Here is an 18453-nt window from a genome sequence, read left to right on the forward strand (position 1 = left end):
GTCCCCTATTCCTCTGTCTGCAGCGAGATACGCAGCAATTCCTTCTTAATCTCCGCAAGCTGGGTGTCGATTCTGGCATCGATGCTACCGTAGGCGGATCGTATAACGCAACCTCGATCCTTCACAGTCGGGTCAGGCAGAATCTGAAGCTCAGCTTGTGAATCAATCGCTAGCGTCAGCTCTTCTCTCGCAGCTTGTACAAAGGAGAACTGGGCAGGGGCTACGCAGAGCGTAATCTCCCCTTGCTCTCTCTTACGAGCCAGGCTGCTCTTAATCAGATCCACCGTATATGATGGTTCAAGCGCCAGTTGCTTGTCGATAACCTTCTCGGCGATCGCACAGCTTAGCTCGACTAGAAAAGGCTCGGATTCTTGGATGATCCGCTCCTTCTCCACATATGCTTGCTGCAGAACCGTACTCGCCTCATGCATCATTTCATCAATCTTCGTCTTCAGTTCTTGTTCGGCCTGCAGTTTGCCTTCCTCATAGCCCTGACTGTAGCCCTCCGACTTAATAGCCTCGACAAGATGTTCATCCTGTTCTCGCTTCTCCCGCCACCAAGCTTCAATCTGTTCGTGAGCTTCAGCTAGCAGCTTCTCCGCTTCTTCCGAAGCAGCCCTGACTTGCTGTTCAGCAAAATCCTTGGCATCGGCCAGCATTTGCCGTCTGGCCTCCTCCGCTGCTAAATCTGCCTCCGAAATAGCATCAGCTTGGGCGGTTGGGGCCGCCTCATCCTCGAACACTTCGTCCTCGGGCTTGGCGTAGGTTCTCGCTAAATCCAGCTGCTTAAGAACATCTACCGGAACGTACTGCGACACCTTAATCAGATTAGACAATGATGTCATCTCCTCCGCCACGGGCAATAATGATCTCACCGGCTTCTTCCAGTCTGCGGATAGTAGCTACGATACGAGTCTGAGCTTCTTCCACGTCACGCAGCCGTACCGGCCCCATATATTCCATTTCTTCCTTGAATGTATCGGACATCCGCTTGGACATGTTGCGGAATACCGCTTCGCGTACCTCTTCGCTTGCCACTTTGAGCGCGAGCTGCAGATCCGCATTCTCGATATCGCGGATAATCCGCTGAATCGAACGGTTGTCGATATTGACGATATCCTCGAATACGAACATGCGCTTCTTGATCTCCTCGGCAAGTTCCGGATCCTGTATCTCCAGGGAATCGAGAATCGTCCTCTCTGTACCGCGGTCGACACCGTTCAAGATCTGAACGATCGACTCTATGCCGCCAGCGCTCGTATAATCCTGAGTCACCGTTGCTGACAGCTTCTGCTCCAGCACACGCTCTACCTGAGATATTACCTCTGGCGATGTGCTATCCATCATTGCAATCCGGCGAGCCACCTCAGCCTGTTTCTCCTGTGGAAGAGAGGACAGTATAGATGCTGCTTGCTCGAACTGCAAGTATGATAATACCAAGGCAATAGTCTGTGCATTTTCATTTTGAATGAAGTTAAGAATTTGATTCGGATCCGCTTTACGAGCGAAATCAAATGGTCTTACTTGCAAAGTAGCTGTTAACCTATTGAGGATATCCTGTGCCTTGCTCTCGCCAAGCGCTTTCTCCAAAATCTCCTTGGCATAAGTAATACCGCCTTGTGAAATGTATTCCTGAGCCAGGCAGATCTGGTGAAACTCAGTCATGATCATTTCTTTATCAGCGCTGTCAACCTTGCGAACATTTGCGATTTCAAGCGTGAGTTGTTCAATCTCTTCCTCACGCAGATGCTTGAAAATTTCTGCGGACACTTCTGGCCCAAGAGTAATTAACAGAATCGCCGCTTTTTGTCTCCCGGTAAGTACCGTAGGATTTCCTTTTGACAATGCGTTCACCTCTATTCGTCAGCCAGCCATGTGCGAAGCAAGTTGACAAATTCATCCGGCTTCTTCTTGGCCAGTGTCTCAAGTTGTTTGCGCACTTGGTTCTCGTTCGTGACTGATTCCATATTGATGGAAGGAAACTCCGGTGTAAGCGGCATTGGAATTTCTTCTTCCTCGATTTCTTGATTTCTGCCCCGGCGGACCATCAGGAAGATAATTCCCGCAATCGCCAGCAGTGCAGCTGCCCCGACTCCCCATACAAGCGGACTTGACAAGCTCAGGCCAGAAGCATTTTGCTCAGTTCCATGAAATGGTTGCGAATAGACAGCAACTTTTCGTTGTAGTTCTGCGTCTGTATATGTAGTACCGGAATCTGCAAGATACGAACCTACGATATTAGCCAGAATGGTCTGAATCGCTGATTCAGTCGCAGGGTCTAAAGTCTGTTGCCCGTTCGGTGGTTCAACCACCGCGTTAATGGTTAGATCCTTCACCACATAAGGACTGGCAACAATATCCTTTGTAATATGATTCACTTCATAATTTATCGTCGAGGACGACTCTTCTGAAGAAGACCCGTTACCTGTCCCAGCAGACGGATATCCCGGAACATCCTGCTCACCGGTTCCAGCTATGCCACCTACGCCATTAGCTTGGCCCGTGTAGCTCTTTTGAATTTTTTGGGCACTGATTTCGATGCCCTTCATATTCTCTGTATCTACTGGAGTTACTAAGTTATCCTTCTGAGTAACCTGATCGAAGTTAAGTGTAGAGGCTACCAGAACTTCGACCTTTTCCGGTCCGGTTAGTTTGGACAGGAACTGCTTAACGCTCTGGCGCACATCGCTCTCAAATTTCTTCTGCAAAGCCATGTTTTCCTGAACGGCCGTCGTAAGTGAAGCAATCTTGCCTCCGCTCCCCCCTTCTCCCGATGCGAGCAGAACGTTATCATCGCTGGAAGATAAGGAGATATTCTCGATCGGCAGATTAGGCACCGACGTCTTGATTAGATTGAAATATCCATCAATCGCTTCCTGCGTCGGGCGATAGCCCGGCTTGAAACTAACAACTACGGAAGCTGAAGCTTTCTCTTGCTCGGAAGGACTCGCGAATACATTTTCGGCTGGCAGATTGATCAACACTTTCGCATTGTTGACGCCCTTCATGCTCTTCAGCAGTTGCTCTACCTCGCCATTCAGTGCTTTTTTGTACTTCACACTGAACTCATTATCTGTCATTCCGATCAACGAAGAATTTTCGTTGAAAGATTCTAGTCCGATCGAACCGTTCTGAACGATCCCTTGTGAACCGACATCGACTTTCACTCTAGCCACATTCTTGCTAGGCACCGAAATGCTCGAGCCATCCGGGCTCAATTTGTACGGAACACCGCTTGATTCCAAGTAAGTAATAATACCCGCTGCATCCGAGGAATCCAAATTCGTAAAAGCGACATCATATTCCGTTTTAGAAAATTGAACCGTAAGCAGAATAATCGCCAGCAATATAATCGAAACTGTAGAAATTAACAACGTTTTTTGTTTCTTGCTGAAACGGTTCCAGTAACCCGTTAATGTATCCCGGTACTGGGCAATTCTCTCATTCACGACGTCACCTCATCCAAAGCTTGCTAGTTTTCGTTAAATTTGCGTACGCATGATTTCTTGATATGCCTCAATTACTTTATTTCGCACTTGCGTAGTTAATTGCAAACTTAACAAGGCCTGCTCCGAGGCGATCATTACCTGATCGGCACTTACTTCACCGACCAGGAACTTATCGTTCACATTCTGAACATTCTGCTCTTGCGCGGCTACTTTATCAAGAGCATCCGATAAGAACGAGCCGAAGCTCTTCATGGCTTCCGCAGGGGTCTTCCCCTTGGCTTCCGCTGTGCTGTACTGCTCGATTCCTGCCAAAGGCTTTACTGTATTAAAATTCATGCTTTGTATCAACGACCAACACTCCTTAAGTCAAAATAAAAGATGTTATTTGCCGATTTGCAATGCCTTGGTAATCATCGCCTTGCTCGCATTCAGTGCTGTCACATTGGCCTCATAGGATCTTGTTGCCGAGATCATATCTACCATTTCTTTGAGAATATCCACGTTCGGCATATATACATATCCTTCGTTATCCGCATCAGGATGGGTCGGATTATAGACCGGCTTGAAAGGTGCACTGTCTTCCCTAATCTCTGTAACCTTGACTCCCTGAGCTGTATCTGCGCTGCCTAATGCTGTATTCAGGGCTTGTCCGAAGGTCTGCTGCTTAGGTTCCAGCACAACCATCTTCCTTCGATATGGAACTGCCTTGCCATCAACCACCTGGGCTCTTGTCGTCTCTGCGTTCGCAATATTCGATGAAATAACGTCCATTCTAAGACGCTGCGCAGTCAGAGCGGAAGAACTGATACTAAAGCTATCGCTGATCTTCAACCCCGTTATCTCCCTTCAACCGCATTTCGCTTCATTTTAATCTGGTAATTAATTTGCTCTATGTAGGTGTTATATCTCAATTGATTCTCGGCAAGCTGTGACATTTCACTATCAATATCGACATTATTCATGTTGTTGTTCATAGCTGTCGTCCTGTCTGTGGTTACCACAGGCTCAGGCATGCCTGATGGAGGACCTATGACAAAATGCCTATTATTGGTACGAATGCCCTGCAAGGTTGGCATATCTCCTTCACTTGCCTGCTGTAGCAAACTCTCAAATGACACATTTGAACGTTTGAAATAAGGGGTTTCTTCGTTAGCTATATTGTTGGCCAGCACATCTTGGCGCATATTGGCCGCCTGTACTGCTGACTCAAGCCGAGTGAACCCTATTCCGTTCAACAGTTGCATTATTTCGCCCCCTTTATTGTTTCGCATATTTTCCTTAAGTGTACGTATTCAACATTCAGATGGCATTCCCTCTTTTTTCGACATTTTTTCTGATAAAAATTTATCAGTTCATGCTAGTTTGTAGAAAAAAACATCTTCATGTCATATAACATAAGTTTCTAGGAGAATCGATTTTATTACAATAAGAAAAAAGCACTATCTTTGAAATAATTGGCTTTGAATTTGACAATATTTAAAAATTTTACTATTTTTTCGAGGAATATCGACAGTAACTAGTCTTATAGAATCCCTCTATTACTCCTTTAGTGATTAAAAAAAGGCCGTTCCCCCCTAATAATACTGGGTCTAACGGCCTTTTCATTCGGTTAGTATGACATGTCAATGGAAATTTAAAGTATATATTGGCTTAAATCTCGATCTTTCACAATATCTCCTAATTTGTTGCGAACATATTCCGGCGTGATTGTCATTCGGTCAAGCGTCAATTCCGGCGCCTCGAAGGATAGATCCTCAAGCAGCTTCTCCAGTATCGTGTGAAGCCTTCTCGCCCCGATATTCTCCGTATTGGAATTCACATTGGCCGCAATTGCAGCGATCTCCCGAATGGCCTCGTCAGAGAAATCAATCTCGATATTCTCCGTACGCAGTAGCTCTGAATACTGCTTCGTAAGTGCATTCTTCGGCTCAGTCAAAATAGATACGAAATCGTCCAGCGTCAGACTGTCCAATTCGACCCGGATCGGGAAACGTCCCTGCAGCTCTGGAATCAAATCCGATGGCTTGGCGATATGGAAAGCTCCAGCGGCAATAAAGAGAACATAATCCGTCTTAACAGGTCCATATTTAGTCATAACCGTGGAACCCTCAACGATAGGCAGAATATCACGCTGTACACCTTCACGAGACACATCCGGTCCCGAACCTTGCCCCCGGCTTGCTACCTTGTCGATCTCGTCAATAAAAATAATGCCTGATTGTTCAGCCCTGCGGATAGCCTCCTGGGTCAGATCATCTTGGTCAATCAACTTAGCTGCTTCTTCCTGGGTTAGCACTTTTCTAGCTTCCTTGATCGTCAGCTTTCTTCGTTTGGTCCGATGCGGCAGCAAGTTTCCGAACATTTCCTGCATATTCATGCCCATCTGATCATTACCTTGACCAGCAAACATATCGAACATGCTAGGCGCATTGTCCTCTACATCGATCTCCACAATATCGTCCTCTATTTGGCCTGCTAACAGCTTGAAGCGAACTTGACGACGCTTCTCGTTCAATTCACCGCTATCCTCTTCTTGAGGTTCCGATCCTGAGGAAGAGTTCTGATTGGCATTTCCGAACAACATCTCGAATGGGTTGCGTACACCCTTCGACTTATGATCGGATGGAACAAGAATCTGTACAAGCCTTTCATTCGCTAATTCCTCAGCCTTATCCTTCACCTGCTCTGTACGTTCGGCTTTGATCGTACGAATAGCAACCTCCACCAGGTCGCGAACCATGGATTCAACATCTCGACCGACGTAGCCTACCTCAGTAAATTTAGTCGCCTCAACCTTGACGAATGGAGCTCCTACCAGCTTGGCAAGGCGGCGAGCGATCTCGGTCTTGCCGACTCCAGTAGGTCCGATCATGAGAATGTTTTTAGGTACGATCTCATCCTGTACCTCATCGCTGAGCAAGCTGCGGCGATAGCGATTGCGAAGTGCAACTGCAACGGATTTCTTGGCTTGCTTCTGTCCGACAATATATTTATCCAACTCAGTTACGATTTGCCGTGGTGTTAAATTCTGATTATTCATCCAAGATCCCTCCCGCATCAAAGTTCTTCAACGATAATATTGCTATTCGTAAATACGCAAATTTCCGATGCGACTTGCAGCGACTCGCGTACGATATCCTTCGCCTCCATCTGGGCGGCATTGCGTTTTAGGGCACGCGCAGCAGACAGGGCATAATTCCCCCCTGAGCCGATCGCTAAAATATCATCATCCGGCTCGATCACTTCTCCGCCGCCGGAGATCATAAGCATCCCCGTTTTGTCCATAACGATCAAAAGAGCCTCCAGCTTGCGCAGCACGCGATCCTGACGCCATTCCTTGGCCAGCTCAACCGCAGCTCTCTGCAAATTTCCCTGGTGCTCCTCCAGCTTACCCTCGAACTTCTCAAACAAGGTTATCGCATCTGCAACCGAACCGGCAAAACCAGCCAGTACCTGTCCTCTATACAATCTGCGGACTTTCTTGGCGGTCTGTTTCATAATGACACTCTCGCCAAGCGTGACTTGGCCATCTCCGGCAATTGCTCCCTTCCCGTTGTGACGAACAGCACAAATAGTAGTAGCATGAAAAGTAGGAACCATGAACAACCGCATCCTTCCATCTGATAATTATAGCACCCGTCTACCTCCTCCAATCCAGGCCGGAAGAAGATCCTGGAGACTATGGAGGACATAGACGGGTGCCGCTATGTCCGCTATGCAATACGATCAAAGATCTTTCTAGGGCAGGTTCGAAAAAATTCTATCCTGAATAAATCTTATGTCGTATCTCTATGATATATCACGGCAAAGCCAGAGTCTAATTATGCCATCCCTTCAGCTGCGATGAAGGAGCGGAGACTGTCCAGCGCACGCCGTGCCAGAGCTTCATTCTTCTCAGCCTTCTTCCTATATCTTGTATCCAGCTTAGGGAACAGCCCGAAATTCGCATTCATCGGTTGAAAATGCTCAAAGTCCGCAGTTGTAATGTAACGGGCCATGCTACCTAGCGCTGTATCTTCAGGTAGGACGATTCCGTCCTGGCCGCGAGCGATTCTAGCTGCGTTGATACCAGCAAGAAGACCCGAAGCTGCGGATTCTACATATCCTTCCACGCCGGTCATCTGCCCGGCAAAGAAGAGCGTTCTGCGCTCCTTCAGCTGATAGGTTGGAAGCATCAACCGAGGTGAATTGATAAATGTGTTGCGGTGCATGACGCCGTAACGGACGAACTCCGCATTTTCCAAGCCAGGTATCATCGAGAAGACGCGCTTCTGCTCACCCCATTTAAGGTGAGTCTGGAAGCCAACCATGTTATAGAGCGTCCCCGCAGCGTTATCCTGTCTAAGCTGTACAACAGCATGCGGAAGCGTACCTGTATGCGGGTTCACGAGCCCTACCGGCTTCATTGGACCAAATAAAGCGGTCTGCTTGCCGCGGCGCATCATAATTTCAATCGGCATACAGCCTTCAAAATAAACTTCCTTCTCGAACTCCTTAAGCTGAGCAACTTCGGCGGTGATGAGCGCTTCATAGAATGCATCAAATTCCTGCTCTGTCATAGGACAGTTCAAATAGGCGGCCTCTCCCTTGTCATAACGGGAAGCAAGGTACACCTTGTTCATATCGATCGATTCTTTCTCAATGATCGGCGCAGCCGCGTCATAAAAATAGAAGTAATCCTCTCCCGTTAACGCCTTGATCTGCTCGGAAAGAGCCGGCGAAGTTAGAGGGCCTGTAGCAATGACTACGACTCCCTCTTGCGGAATCTCTTTGATCTCTTCATTCACCACTTCAATCAGCGGGTGCTCTCGCAAAGTGTTCGTGATCTCCCCGGAGAAGCCATCGCGGTCCACAGCCAGCGCCCCGCCGGCAGGAACTGCGTTACGGTCAGCCGATCCGAGCACGAGCGAATTCAGCATCCGCATCTCTTCCTTCAATACGCCTACGGCGTTCGTAAGCCCATTCGCTCGAAGCGAGTTGCTGCATACGAGCTCGGCAAATTTATCGGTATGATGCGCCGGTGTCTTAACCACCGGACGCATCTCGTACAAAGTAACAGGCACACCACGGGTGGCGATTTGCCACGCCGCCTCACTTCCGGCCAACCCCGCGCCGATGACGGTTACTCTACTAGAATCTGTCAACTTAAATCCCCCCAGAATTCGCTGCTGTATATGTCTTATTATGATTGAATCGTCTTATTCGCCCGCAGCGTCTTCGTTCTCCTCAATCGGCTGTACAAAATCACAAGCGGTGCATTGCAGCTTCCCGCCCTGTTTATTGCGCTTCTCTACGAGGAGCGATCCACATTTAGGGCAAGGGATCGGTGATGGCCTATCCCAGGATACAAAGTCGCACTCCGGATAACGATCGCAGCCGTAGAACACTCTGCCCTTTTTACTGCGGCGCTCAACAATATGCCCTTCCTTACATTTCGGACAAGTTACTCCGATATCCTTGATGATCGGCTTCGTATTACGGCATTCCGGGAATCCGGAGCAGGCGAGAAACTTGCCGAATCGGCCCAATTTGTAGACCATCGGTCTTCCGCACTTATCGCAGATTTCATCGGACACCTCATCTTCGATCTCGATCTCCTTCATCTCTTTCTCCGCAACTTCTAGCCGCTTCTCAAAAGGCCCATAGAACTCGCTCAGGACGCGAACCCAGTCTTCGGTACCTTCCTCGACATGGTCAAGGTCTTCCTCCATATGGGCGGTAAATTCAACGTTGAGAATTTCCGGGAAGAACTGTTCCATCTGCTCCAGGACTAGCTCACCCAATTCAGTCGGGATGAATTTCTTATCTTCAATCGCCACATACCCGCGCTTCTGGATCGTCTCCAGGGTCGGCGCATACGTACTCGGGCGTCCAATGCCCAGCTCTTCAAGTGTCTTAACAAGCCGTGCTTCGCTATATCGCGGAGGCGGCTGAGTAAAATGCTGTTTCGGATCAATAGCTTCCTTCTTCAGCACATCGCCGGTTTTCAGCGGAGGCAAGAACTTATTGTCATCCGTCGTTCCGTCATCATTGCCTTCCACATATACCTTCATGAAACCCGGGAAACGAATCTTTGAGCCAACGGCCCGGAAAGTCACTTCACCTGCAGGAATATCGACGGACATCGTATCCAGTACCGCCGAAGACATCTGACTAGCCATGAACCGTTCCCAGATTAGTTTATATAAACGGAACTGATCACGACTCATAAATGACTTCACAGATTCTGGATCACGTAGTGCCGATGTAGGACGAATCGCTTCATGGGCATCCTGAGCTCCAGCCGCCTTCTTCGAATATTGCCGCGGGGCTTCCGGGGCATAATTCTCTCCGAATTTATCCACGATATATCCCTTGGCTTCCTCCTGTGCCGAAGTAGCAATCCGCGTCGAATCTGTACGCATATAAGTAATTAGACCGACCGTGCCCTCCTTGCCCAAATCAACGCCTTCATATAACTGCTGGGCAACAGACATCGTCTTAGCCGCACGGAAATTCAACTTGCGAGCCGCCTCCTGCTGCAGGGAACTCGTCGTAAACGGTGCGGCAGGATGACGAAGACGCTCCTTCTCTTTCACTTCGCCAACCTTGAACTCGGCGCCCTCTAGCGCTTTGAGAATCTCTCCAACCTGCTGCTCATTCGCAAGCTCGAGCTTCTCTCCGCGGTATTTATAAAATTTCGCCTCAAATTCAGTGCCCCCGATTTTCAAGACAGCTGTAATCGTCCAGTATTCCTCTGGGACAAAGGCCGAAATTTCATTTTCGCGGTCCAAAATAATTTTTACAGCTACAGACTGCACACGGCCAGCGGATAATCCCTTCTTAACCTTCTTCCACAATAGGGGGCTAATCTTATAACCGACCAGGCGGTCGAGAATTCGTCTCGCCTGCTGGGCGTTGACTAGATCCATATTGATCTTGCGCGGTGTTTTAAAAGCATCCTTAACCGCTTGCTTCGTTATCTCATTGAATACTACACGGCATGCCTTCGAGGCATCTACATCGAGCACATGGGCAAGATGCCAGGCAATCGCTTCCCCTTCGCGATCGGGGTCAGCCGCCAGATAAATATTTTTCACTTTTTTACTCGCGTCTTTCAATTCCTTCAGTACTGAACCTTTTCCACGGATGGTTATATATTTGGGATTGAAGTCATTTTCCACGTCAACCCCGGTTTGGCTTTTCGGCAAATCGCGAACATGTCCCATAGAAGCCTTCACGATGTATTTGCTGCCCAAATATTTTCCGATCGTCTTCGCCTTTGCAGGCGACTCCACGATAACGAGAGAATCAGCCACAGATCCATCCTCCTCTCAACAATTGTATATAGTCATATGTTCAAGCCACTCTTCGATAGGAATGGACTATATAATCTTATAAACAGAACCCGGCAGCTGTACCGCCGCTTTTTTCATGATTAAAGATAACAGAACTGAATGTAAAAGTCCAAAATCCCATGACGTTTGCAGTAGTAAATCATCAAAATGATTTATCCCCTGCTGCAACATATCGTAAATGCGCTGCTCCTCATCTGTCAACTCACAAACTTCTGATATCTTCTCCGAAGTCATACCCGAGTAAGATAAAAAAGCCTGATATTCTTCCAAAATATCGCTCACTTCCGTGACCATTTTCGCTCCTTGTTTGAGCAATTCCAATGTCCCCCGGCTCTTCGGGGAAGTGATCGGACCCGGCACCGCAAATACGTCCCGATCTTCCTCCAATGCAGCGTCCGCTGTAATGAGCGATCCGCTGCGGGCGTCCGCTTCGACAACGACAGTACCACGGGAAATCCCAGCAATTATGCGGTTACGTTGCGGAAACATTCCTGGATGTCCCTTCATGCCTATCGGGTATTCGGAAATGATCAATCCAGACTCAGCGATTCTACGATACAAGGAGTTATGCTCAGGCGGGTAAGCGATATCGATCGCGGTCCCTAATACAGCAATGGTTCTTCCACCGCAGCTAAGCGCAGCTTCATGACATACTCCGTCAATACCACGCGCCATGCCGCTGACAACTGTGACCCCTCTATCACATAATCCTTCGGTTAACCCTGCGGCTACTTTTCGTCCATAAGCCGTTGGAATCCGCGTGCCAACAATCGCTACAGATAGAGCGGATAGCAGCTTCATATCCCCAATTGTGTACAGAACCCAGGGTGGCCGAACCGTTTCCTTCATTAATAGTGGGTATTCTTCATCATAAATGGTTACCGGTCTAATCCGTTTACGCGCCATGCGCTCCAATCTTTCTTCTATCCAATCCAAGGTGAATTGCTGGGTCATCCACAGCGCCAATTCCGCCTCGAGTCCTCTCTCCATCCAATCAGATGCGCTAAACTGATAAGCTTGCGCCCAATCGGTATCTCTCTTAACGATTTCCTCGAGCCGCCTCCATCCGAGACCATTCACTTCATGCAATGCGATCAATACTTCATTTCTATCCACCATTTGATCCTCCCATTCATCCTCAACAAGTTTTGTGAACGACAAAAAAGCAACCCCCTGCCGTTCGGCCTAGAAGGTTGCTTACCTTAATCTACCTAAAATATACCAATATGAACTTGCTTAAAGTATTATAGCAAATCGGATAAGGGAACACCAGAAGGCCCGGCTGAATTCAAGATTCGACGCCGAGCCTCTCCCTGGTTTACTTCGTGTTAGATATAGAATTTATTCGTTATCAGCGGAAGCTGATGAAATTCTATATCGCAAGAAAACCTACCTCTAAATCGCGGTCGCTCCTCCTTGAATGACTTCGTTTAGAGGTTTTCTTATCAAAAGCGATCTTTTTGAACTTCCGCTTAAAATAAATGTTCAAAAAGATCGGTTTTCAGCACCGAGAAGGTTGAATGAAGCTAGGGACTGAGGAGCGTAGCGTACGTAGTGGGTACGTGAGCACCGGAAGGCCCGGCTGAATTCAAGATTCGATGCCGAGCCTCTCCCTGGGTTTTACTTCGTGATCAAAAGCGATCTTTTTGAACTTCCTATATTAATGTGTTGTGCACATGCCTAATAATCCGCGTTCCTCAAGCACCTCAACCAAGGTTGCCCCCATCTCGGAAGGAGTCGGGGCGACCTTAATACCGCATTGCTCCAGCTTTGCAATCTTTTCTTTGGCTGTACCTTTGCCACCTGAAATGATTGCACCCGCATGGCCCATTCTCTTGCCCGGAGGCGCAGTAACCCCACCGATGAAGCCGACGACAGGCTTCGTCATATTCTCAGCGATCCATTCCGCCGCTTCTTCTTCAGCCGTTCCGCCAATCTCGCCGATCATAATTACCGCATGGGTATTGTCATCTTCATTAAAACGGCGCAAAATATCGATAAATTCCGAGCCTTTGACCGGATCGCCACCGATACCAATAGCACTGGATTGACCAATGCCACGTGTTGTTAACTGATGAACCGCTTCATAGGTAAGCGTACCACTGCGCGATACAACGCCAACATGACCTGGCAGATGAATATAACCCGGCATAATGCCAATCTTGCATTCTCCCGGCGTAATTACTCCCGGACAGTTCGGCCCGATCAGCACCGTCTTCTTGCCTTCCATGTAACGCTTCACCTTGACCATATCGAGCACCGGAATTCCTTCCGTAATACAAATGACAAGATCAAGCTCCGCTTCTACCGCTTCCAGGATGGAATCCGCAGCGAATGCCGGCGGTACATAAATAACACTCGCCGTTGCACCCGTAGCTTCCTTAGCCTCTCTTACTGTATTAAACACCGGCAAGCTCGCCGTTTGTCTGTTCTCTAACTCAATCTCGACCGTAGTGCCGCCCTTGCCCGGGGATGTGCCGCCCACCATTTGCGTCCCGTAGTCCAAGGCGCCCTTGGCATGGAACAACGCAGTCTTGCCCGTGATCCCCTGGGTGATAACCTTTGTATTCTTATCGATCAAAATACTCATACTTCAAGCCTCCCCTTTATGGATAAGGTGATTACATTACGATACGAGCGCAACGATCTTCTGCGCGCCATCTGCCATCGAATCCGCCGATACGATCGTCAACTCGGATTCGGCCAGAATACGCTTGCCCAGCTCTACATTTGTTCCCTCTAGACGTACCACTAACGGACGATCAAGTCCGACCTGATGGGCCGCTTCTACGATTCCCGCTGCGATGACGTCGCACTTCATAATTCCTCCGAAAATATTAACGAAAATTCCTTTTACATTAGCATCCGACAGAATAATCTTGAATGCTTCTGTTACTTTCTCAGCCGTGGCTCCGCCCCCAACATCAAGGAAGTTGGCAGGATCGCCGCCATAATATTTAATAATGTCCATCGTCGCCATAGCAAGACCTGCTCCATTAACCATACAGCCGATATTTCCGTCCAAGGCAATGTAGCTAAGATCATACTTGGAGGCTTCGATCTCCTTCTCGTTCTCTTCTTCCAAATCGCGCAGAGCAACGATATCCTTATGACGGAACAGGGCATTGGAATCAAAATTCAACTTAGCATCCAGCGCCATTACACTGCCGTCACCAGTAACTACGAGCGGATTGATCTCCGCAATCGAGCAGTCCTTGTCGACAAATGCCGCATAGAGAGCCATCATGAATTGAACCGCCTTATTCACCAGTTCATTAGGTATGTTAATTGCGTAAGCCAGTCTGCGAGCCTGATAGGTCTGCAGACCCAGCGCAGGATCAACTACCTCTTTAAATATTTTCTCCGGAGTTGCTGCTGCGACCTCTTCGATCTCCGTACCGCCTTCTTCCGACGCCATCATTACGACGCTGCCGGTTCCACGATCGACAACAACACCTATGTAGTACTCTTTCTTAATGTCGCAGCCTTCTTCGATCAACAAGCGTTTGACCTCTTTGCCTTCCGGTCCAGTCTGATGCGTTACCAGTACCTTGCCGAGAATTTCCTGTGCATAAGTCCGCACTTCTTCCAGATTTTTCGCGACTTTAACGCCACCAGCTTTGCCGCGTCCGCCAGCATGGATTTGCGCCTTCACAACGACAACTGGGCTGCCCAGCGCAGCCGCTGCCTCTACAGCTTCATCAACCGTAAACGCAACTTGTCCTTTCGGAACAGCGACTCCATACTGCTTCAGCACTTCTTTTCCTTGATATTCATGGATATTCATGCTTTAGAATCCTCCTATCAACAGGCGGTATTAGAAGTTGTTCCATAACCCTAAGTAACGAACCTCACAGGTATGGCCAAATCGTTGAAACCCCACTCATTGTACCATGTTTTTGAAACGCTTTCCTTAAAAAGTTCATGATTTATACACAACTTTTTTATATCAATTTGATCTCATTTTGAGATAAATCATCCCCGCTTTTCAAAGTTCCCACCTTTTTTATTTCACCTCTAAAATCGCCATTTTATTTCAGAATATTTATATATTCGACTTTTTCACTTGCCAAGCAATATAAGCGAGTCGCAGCGGATCTGGGAAACACATCTCGAAATGAGATGAATTCTTATTCTATAATGGATGATCAACTCGGTAAAATGATGTGATGTTTTTGCTTGAATTCAGTAATGCTTGACATTTCTAAGAAAAACTTCTACGATACGATCAAAGCATAGTTCGGAAAATATGGAAGCACCTTTTTTCCCTCGATAAGGCGCCATTTGCCAGGCAACTGGTGTCAACTGAAGGTTCGTAAGTATGGGCTAATCACTCAGCTTACTACTGAACCTCCTTATTATGGAAAAGGGGTGTTTTTTCGTTATGTCCATGTACGGAAAGCTTTACAGTGCCTGTCTTTACGGGATCGATGGGGTATTGATTGAGGTGGAAGTCGATCTGTCCGGTGGGATTCCTCAAGTAAATCTAGTTGGATTGCCGGACTCTGCCGTGCGCGAGGCAGTAGAAAGAGTACGCTCCGCAATTAAAAATTGCGGCTACACCTTTCCGCTGCAGCGAGTCACAATAAATCTTGCGCCGGCCGATCTGCGCAAAGCAGGCAGCGCCTTCGATCTTGCCATCGCACTCGGACTCTTGGCAGCAAGTGAGCAGATCCGTCTACCGGAGGAGGAGCGCCTGCTTATCCTCGGCGAGCTCTCGCTCGACGGCACGCTTCGCCCGGTTCCAGGAGTGTTGGCTATGGTCGATCTGGCGATGAAGCAAGGTTTCACCTCGGTGCTCCTGCCTATAGACAATGCACCAGAGGCGATGCTGCTGGATGGAATTCATGTTTATGGACTTAGGCACTTAAAGGAGCTGGCTCCAGAGGGGATCATCGATAAAAAGGGTACGCAAGCTCCTTTGCACCTATCTTCTTTATCCCATTTGCAAATTCATCATGATCATCCGGTAACAGCCGAGGAGCCAGTATTGTTCCCGCCACCTGCCGAGGACTACAGCGATGTGCTTGGACAGCAACATGTCAAGCGAGCGCTGACAATCGCAGCAGCAGGCATGCATAATATCGTTCTGATCGGCCCCCCTGGTACCGGGAAGACGATGCTCATTCGCAGACTGCCCACAATTCTCCCTCCTCTATCCCAAGAGGAAGCTCTGGAAGTTACGAAAATTTACAGCTCGGCTGGCAAATTAAAAGGCAGTGGGGGCGGCTTAATGAGCGTACGTCCTTTTCGCTCGCCTCACCACACCATTTCAGGGGCTGGGCTGATTGGCGGCGGCAGCATACCGAAGCCGGGAGAGGTTAGTCTCGCTCATCACGGCGTCTTATTCCTGGACGAGCTGCCCGAATTTTCGCGGGGCGTACTGGAGGTGCTGCGCCAGCCGCTGGAGGAGCGCGCCGTCTCGATCAGCAGGTCGCGGGCTTCTTTTACGTTCCCAGCTCGATTTCTTCTAGCTTCTTCATTAAATCCTTGTCCGTGTGGATTTTTTGGGTCTGAACCGCCGCTTCCTCCATGTACCTGCAGCCCGGCCAGAATCGCTCAGTATCGTGAGAAGATATCCGGCCCACTGTTGGACCGTATCGATATGCATGTTGAAGTGCCGCGTCCAGCCAATTGGGAAAGTGATGTCCAGCCTTTATCCTCAGCTGAGATGCGTGCCGCCATTGAGAGAGCCGAAGCGATCCAGCTCAATCGATATCGTAATTACACATTCACCCGTAACAGTGAGTTATCTGGCCGGATGTTACGTAAGTTCGCCCCGCTAGACGCTGCAGCGAGCCGCTTGTTGGAGGCTTCGTTCGAGACGCTAGGGCTCAGCATGCGCGCCCATGACCGGATCATTAAGCTGGCCCGTACAATCGCTGATCTGGAGGGCTCGGACCGTATCACATCTGCCCATATCGCCGAGGCGATCCAATACCGTCAGTTGGATCGGCGCAGGGTTGAGACCGTGTAAATCAAAATAAAAGCCTCCATTTCCACGGGTATATATGGTTCTGGAGGGGGATTAATAGATATAGAAATTGATCTTCATGGCAAAGAAATTCTACATCGCAAGCAAACAATCTTTAAGTGTCCAGGCGTGGTTTATCCTTGGATAGGTCTAGTTCGAGACTTTCTAATAAACACTCCGGTATCTTATTGCATTTAAAAGGCAGCCTTTAAATGCTCCAGCTGTGGCTCGCCATCTCCATGGTACAGAACAGTGATCACATCAAAGCGGACCAGAGCTGTCTGCTTAGCTGTTTGCAGTAAATAGACGGCGGCGGTGTCACGTACTTTACGAATTTTGCGAGGAGTGATGGACTCGGAAGGAAAACCGTAGGATAGAGCATAGCCGCTGCGGCTGCGCACCTCGACAATGACAATCTGCTCCTCCTTGGTTACAATCAAATCCAATTCTCCCGTCCGGCAGCGCCAATTTCTGGCCAAGATTCTATATCCCTGATTCTGCAAATATTGCGCCGCCATATTTTCCGCTTGTCTGCCGCGAACTTGGCGTTCATCTGTACCCGATCTTTCATTTCTCGAATTACTCATATGTAACGACTCCTTCATAACTTCTAAAGCAAAATAAGTATGAGTTAGGGATATAAAGATTATAATTACGCATAAATCCAATATAAGTTATGGAAAGATATCTGGCAAATTGTTGATATAAATCACCATGAACGATAACAGGTTCGTCAGAAATCGGTTTAACAGGCATATTCTGCTTATATAGACTTCAAGCGCCGTGAATTTGCTTCACGGCGCTCCGTATTATTCATAGTACCATTCTTCCTCAGCCAGCTTGTCGGAACGGTAAATGAAAGTGAGTATTTCAGCCACCAGATTATAAAGCTCTGGCGGAATCTGTTGGTCCAAATCGAGCTTGGACAGCACTTCTACTAGTGCCGGGTCCTCCTGGACCGGGATACCATGCTCCTTGGCTGTCTCCAGGATACGTTCAGCCAGCATCCCCCTGCCTTTGGCAGCTAAGATTGGTGCATCGCCTTTGGACGGTTCATATTTCAGTGCAACTGCCTTCTTCATGGAGAGCGGAAGCTCCTGTGATTTGTCCTCACTCATACACGGTAGTCCACCCCTCTATATGAGCTGGGCGCGTAGGCTTGAGACATCGTTAAATCATTGGCTCCGTCCTCTTCAATAGCTTTGATCAACGGTTCCGCATTCAAGGCTAACAACTGGTACCCAGCCGAATCCAATGCAGCTCTTACCTCATCCTGACGTGACTCAAGGAAGGTGCCGGCCAGTTCATTCTCACTATAAATCTTGAGCAGTACCTTCTTGTCTGCCACCTGTACATCGACCATAATCTGGCCGAGCGCTTTCATTTGCAAATCGAACCACAGCCGACAATTATCAGCATCGAGCAAACCTTTGCGGCCACGCCTCGATTCGATATGTACGGACGCCGTCTGCTCGCCATCTGGTCCGATAAAAGGCAGAAATAGCGTGACTTGTGCGAACGGAGCCGTACGGTCGGTCGTCAGCAGTAGCTGCTGCCCGGTCAATTGGCTGGCCAGTTGCCGGGCAGTATCCAGCAGCGGTGCTGGAGCGTCGTCCTGCGACAGCACCTGCATCAGCAGCCCTTTCAGCGTATCGCCGACGATGAAGGGGCTGCTCTTGTGCGCAGCCAGGAC

At 48.5% G+C, this 18453-nt stretch carries 16 protein-coding genes and 1 pseudogene; 1 reads left to right on the plus strand and 16 read right to left on the minus strand.

All coding sequences use genetic code 11. The annotated features are described in order from the left end of the window. Window positions 1-5: 5 nt before the first annotated feature. From ABD014_RS14055 to sucC, 13 genes are all read right to left on the minus strand, one after another. A complete protein-coding gene (locus tag ABD014_RS14055; RefSeq protein WP_343862037.1) occupies window positions 6-836 on the minus strand; it encodes a FliH/SctL family protein in 831 nt (276 codons plus the stop codon). Continuing rightward, window positions 829-1845 (minus strand): flagellar motor switch protein FliG, encoded by a 1017-nt coding sequence (gene fliG / locus ABD014_RS14060; RefSeq protein WP_343862039.1) that lies wholly within the window; start codon window positions 1843-1845, stop codon window positions 829-831. The genes ABD014_RS14055 and fliG overlap by 8 nt, the downstream gene beginning before the upstream one ends. Before the next feature lie 11 nt (window positions 1846-1856). Next, a complete protein-coding gene (fliF, locus tag ABD014_RS14065; protein ID WP_343862041.1) occupies window positions 1857-3449 on the minus strand; it encodes a flagellar basal-body MS-ring/collar protein FliF in 1593 nt (530 codons plus the stop codon). Window positions 3450-3482: 33 nt separating this feature from the next. Beyond that, window positions 3483-3797, minus strand: coding sequence for a flagellar hook-basal body complex protein FliE (gene fliE / locus ABD014_RS14070; RefSeq protein WP_343862043.1), 315 nt, complete (start codon window positions 3795-3797; stop codon window positions 3483-3485). 33 nt (window positions 3798-3830) lie between these two features. Further along, on the minus strand, window positions 3831-4280 hold the full coding sequence (gene flgC, locus ABD014_RS14075) for a flagellar basal body rod protein FlgC (protein WP_343862045.1): 450 nt from the start codon (window positions 4278-4280) through the stop codon (window positions 3831-3833). Window positions 4281-4285: 5 nt separating this feature from the next. Continuing rightward, window positions 4286-4693 (minus strand): flagellar basal body rod protein FlgB, encoded by a 408-nt coding sequence (gene flgB, locus ABD014_RS14080; RefSeq protein WP_343862047.1) that lies wholly within the window; start codon window positions 4691-4693, stop codon window positions 4286-4288. Window positions 4694-5082: 389 nt separating this feature from the next. Then, a complete protein-coding gene (gene hslU, locus ABD014_RS14085) occupies window positions 5083-6489 on the minus strand; it encodes an ATP-dependent protease ATPase subunit HslU (RefSeq protein WP_343862049.1) in 1407 nt (468 codons plus the stop codon). Between the two features lie 17 nt (window positions 6490-6506). Further along, window positions 6507-7049, minus strand: coding sequence for an ATP-dependent protease subunit HslV (gene hslV, locus ABD014_RS14090; protein WP_343862051.1), 543 nt, complete (start codon window positions 7047-7049; stop codon window positions 6507-6509). Window positions 7050-7270: 221 nt separating this feature from the next. Then, window positions 7271-8608 (minus strand): FADH(2)-oxidizing methylenetetrahydrofolate--tRNA-(uracil(54)-C(5))-methyltransferase TrmFO, encoded by a 1338-nt coding sequence (gene trmFO / locus ABD014_RS14095; protein ID WP_486189979.1) that lies wholly within the window; start codon window positions 8606-8608, stop codon window positions 7271-7273. A 39-nt stretch (window positions 8609-8647) separates the two neighbouring features. Further along, window positions 8648-10747 carry a type I DNA topoisomerase gene (gene topA / locus ABD014_RS14100; protein WP_343862055.1) on the minus strand — a complete coding sequence of 700 codons (2100 nt, stop codon included), beginning with the start codon at window positions 10745-10747 and terminating at the stop codon, window positions 8648-8650. Between the two features lie 66 nt (window positions 10748-10813). Then, window positions 10814-11905 carry a DNA-processing protein DprA gene (gene dprA / locus ABD014_RS14105; protein WP_379340546.1) on the minus strand — a complete coding sequence of 364 codons (1092 nt, stop codon included), beginning with the start codon at window positions 11903-11905 and terminating at the stop codon, window positions 10814-10816. Between the two features lie 541 nt (window positions 11906-12446). Then, window positions 12447-13376: a succinate--CoA ligase subunit alpha gene (sucD, locus tag ABD014_RS14110; RefSeq protein WP_343862057.1), complete on the minus strand. Its 930-nt coding sequence runs from the start codon at window positions 13374-13376 to the stop codon at window positions 12447-12449. Window positions 13377-13412: 36 nt separating this feature from the next. Continuing rightward, window positions 13413-14573, minus strand: coding sequence for an ADP-forming succinate--CoA ligase subunit beta (gene sucC, locus ABD014_RS14115; protein WP_343862060.1), 1161 nt, complete (start codon window positions 14571-14573; stop codon window positions 13413-13415). A gap of 603 nt (window positions 14574-15176) precedes the next feature. Here sucC and ABD014_RS14120 point away from each other — a divergent pair. Continuing rightward, the gene (locus tag ABD014_RS14120; RefSeq protein WP_343862140.1) at window positions 15177-16763 is read left to right on the plus strand and encodes a YifB family Mg chelatase-like AAA ATPase; all 1587 of its coding nucleotides are present in this window, start codon (window positions 15177-15179) and stop codon (window positions 16761-16763) included. Window positions 16764-16954: 191 nt separating this feature from the next. Here ABD014_RS14120 and ABD014_RS14125 read toward each other — a convergent pair whose 3' ends face one another. The 3 genes and pseudogenes from ABD014_RS14125 to ABD014_RS14135 form a co-directional block, all read right to left on the minus strand. Further along, complete coding sequence (locus ABD014_RS14125; protein WP_343862062.1) at window positions 16955-17347, minus strand: YraN family protein; 393 nt, start codon at window positions 17345-17347, stop codon at window positions 16955-16957. Between the two features lie 222 nt (window positions 17348-17569). Beyond that, window positions 17570-17878, minus strand: coding sequence for an EscU/YscU/HrcU family type III secretion system export apparatus switch protein (locus tag ABD014_RS14130; RefSeq protein WP_343862064.1), 309 nt, complete (start codon window positions 17876-17878; stop codon window positions 17570-17572). Beyond that, window positions 17875-18453: pseudogene (locus ABD014_RS14135) on the minus strand (flagellar hook-length control protein FliK); the annotation flags it as partial. The pseudogene ABD014_RS14135 and the gene ABD014_RS14130, both read right to left, overlap by 4 nt.

Origin of the sequence: Paenibacillus motobuensis, from assembly GCF_039521865.1 — a bacterium.
Classification (GTDB): Bacteria; Bacillota; Bacilli; order Paenibacillales; family Paenibacillaceae; genus Fontibacillus; species Fontibacillus motobuensis.

Bases quoted from the DNA above. Each gene is read 5' to 3' on its own strand.
- hslV (WP_343862051.1), bottom strand. From the start codon at position 7,049: ATGGTTCCTACTTTTCATGCTACTACTATTTGTGCTGTTCGTCACAAC.
- ABD014_RS14130 (WP_343862064.1), bottom strand. From the start codon at position 17,878: ATGAGTGAGGACAAATCACAGGAGCTTCCGCTCTCCATGAAGAAGGCA.
- ABD014_RS14125 (WP_343862062.1), bottom strand. From the start codon at position 17,347: ATGAGTAATTCGAGAAATGAAAGATCGGGTACAGATGAACGCCAAGTT.
- sucC (WP_343862060.1), bottom strand. From the start codon at position 14,573: ATGAATATCCATGAATATCAAGGAAAAGAAGTGCTGAAGCAGTATGGA.
- hslU (WP_343862049.1), bottom strand. From the start codon at position 6,489: ATGAATAATCAGAATTTAACACCACGGCAAATCGTAACTGAGTTGGAT.
- dprA (WP_379340546.1), bottom strand. From the start codon at position 11,905: ATGGTGGATAGAAATGAAGTATTGATCGCATTGCATGAAGTGAATGGT.
- flgB (WP_343862047.1), bottom strand. From the start codon at position 4,693: ATGCAACTGTTGAACGGAATAGGGTTCACTCGGCTTGAGTCAGCAGTA.
- sucD (WP_343862057.1), bottom strand. From the start codon at position 13,376: ATGAGTATTTTGATCGATAAGAATACAAAGGTTATCACCCAGGGGATC.
- ABD014_RS14120 (WP_343862140.1), top strand. From the start codon at position 15,177: ATGTACGGAAAGCTTTACAGTGCCTGTCTTTACGGGATCGATGGGGTA.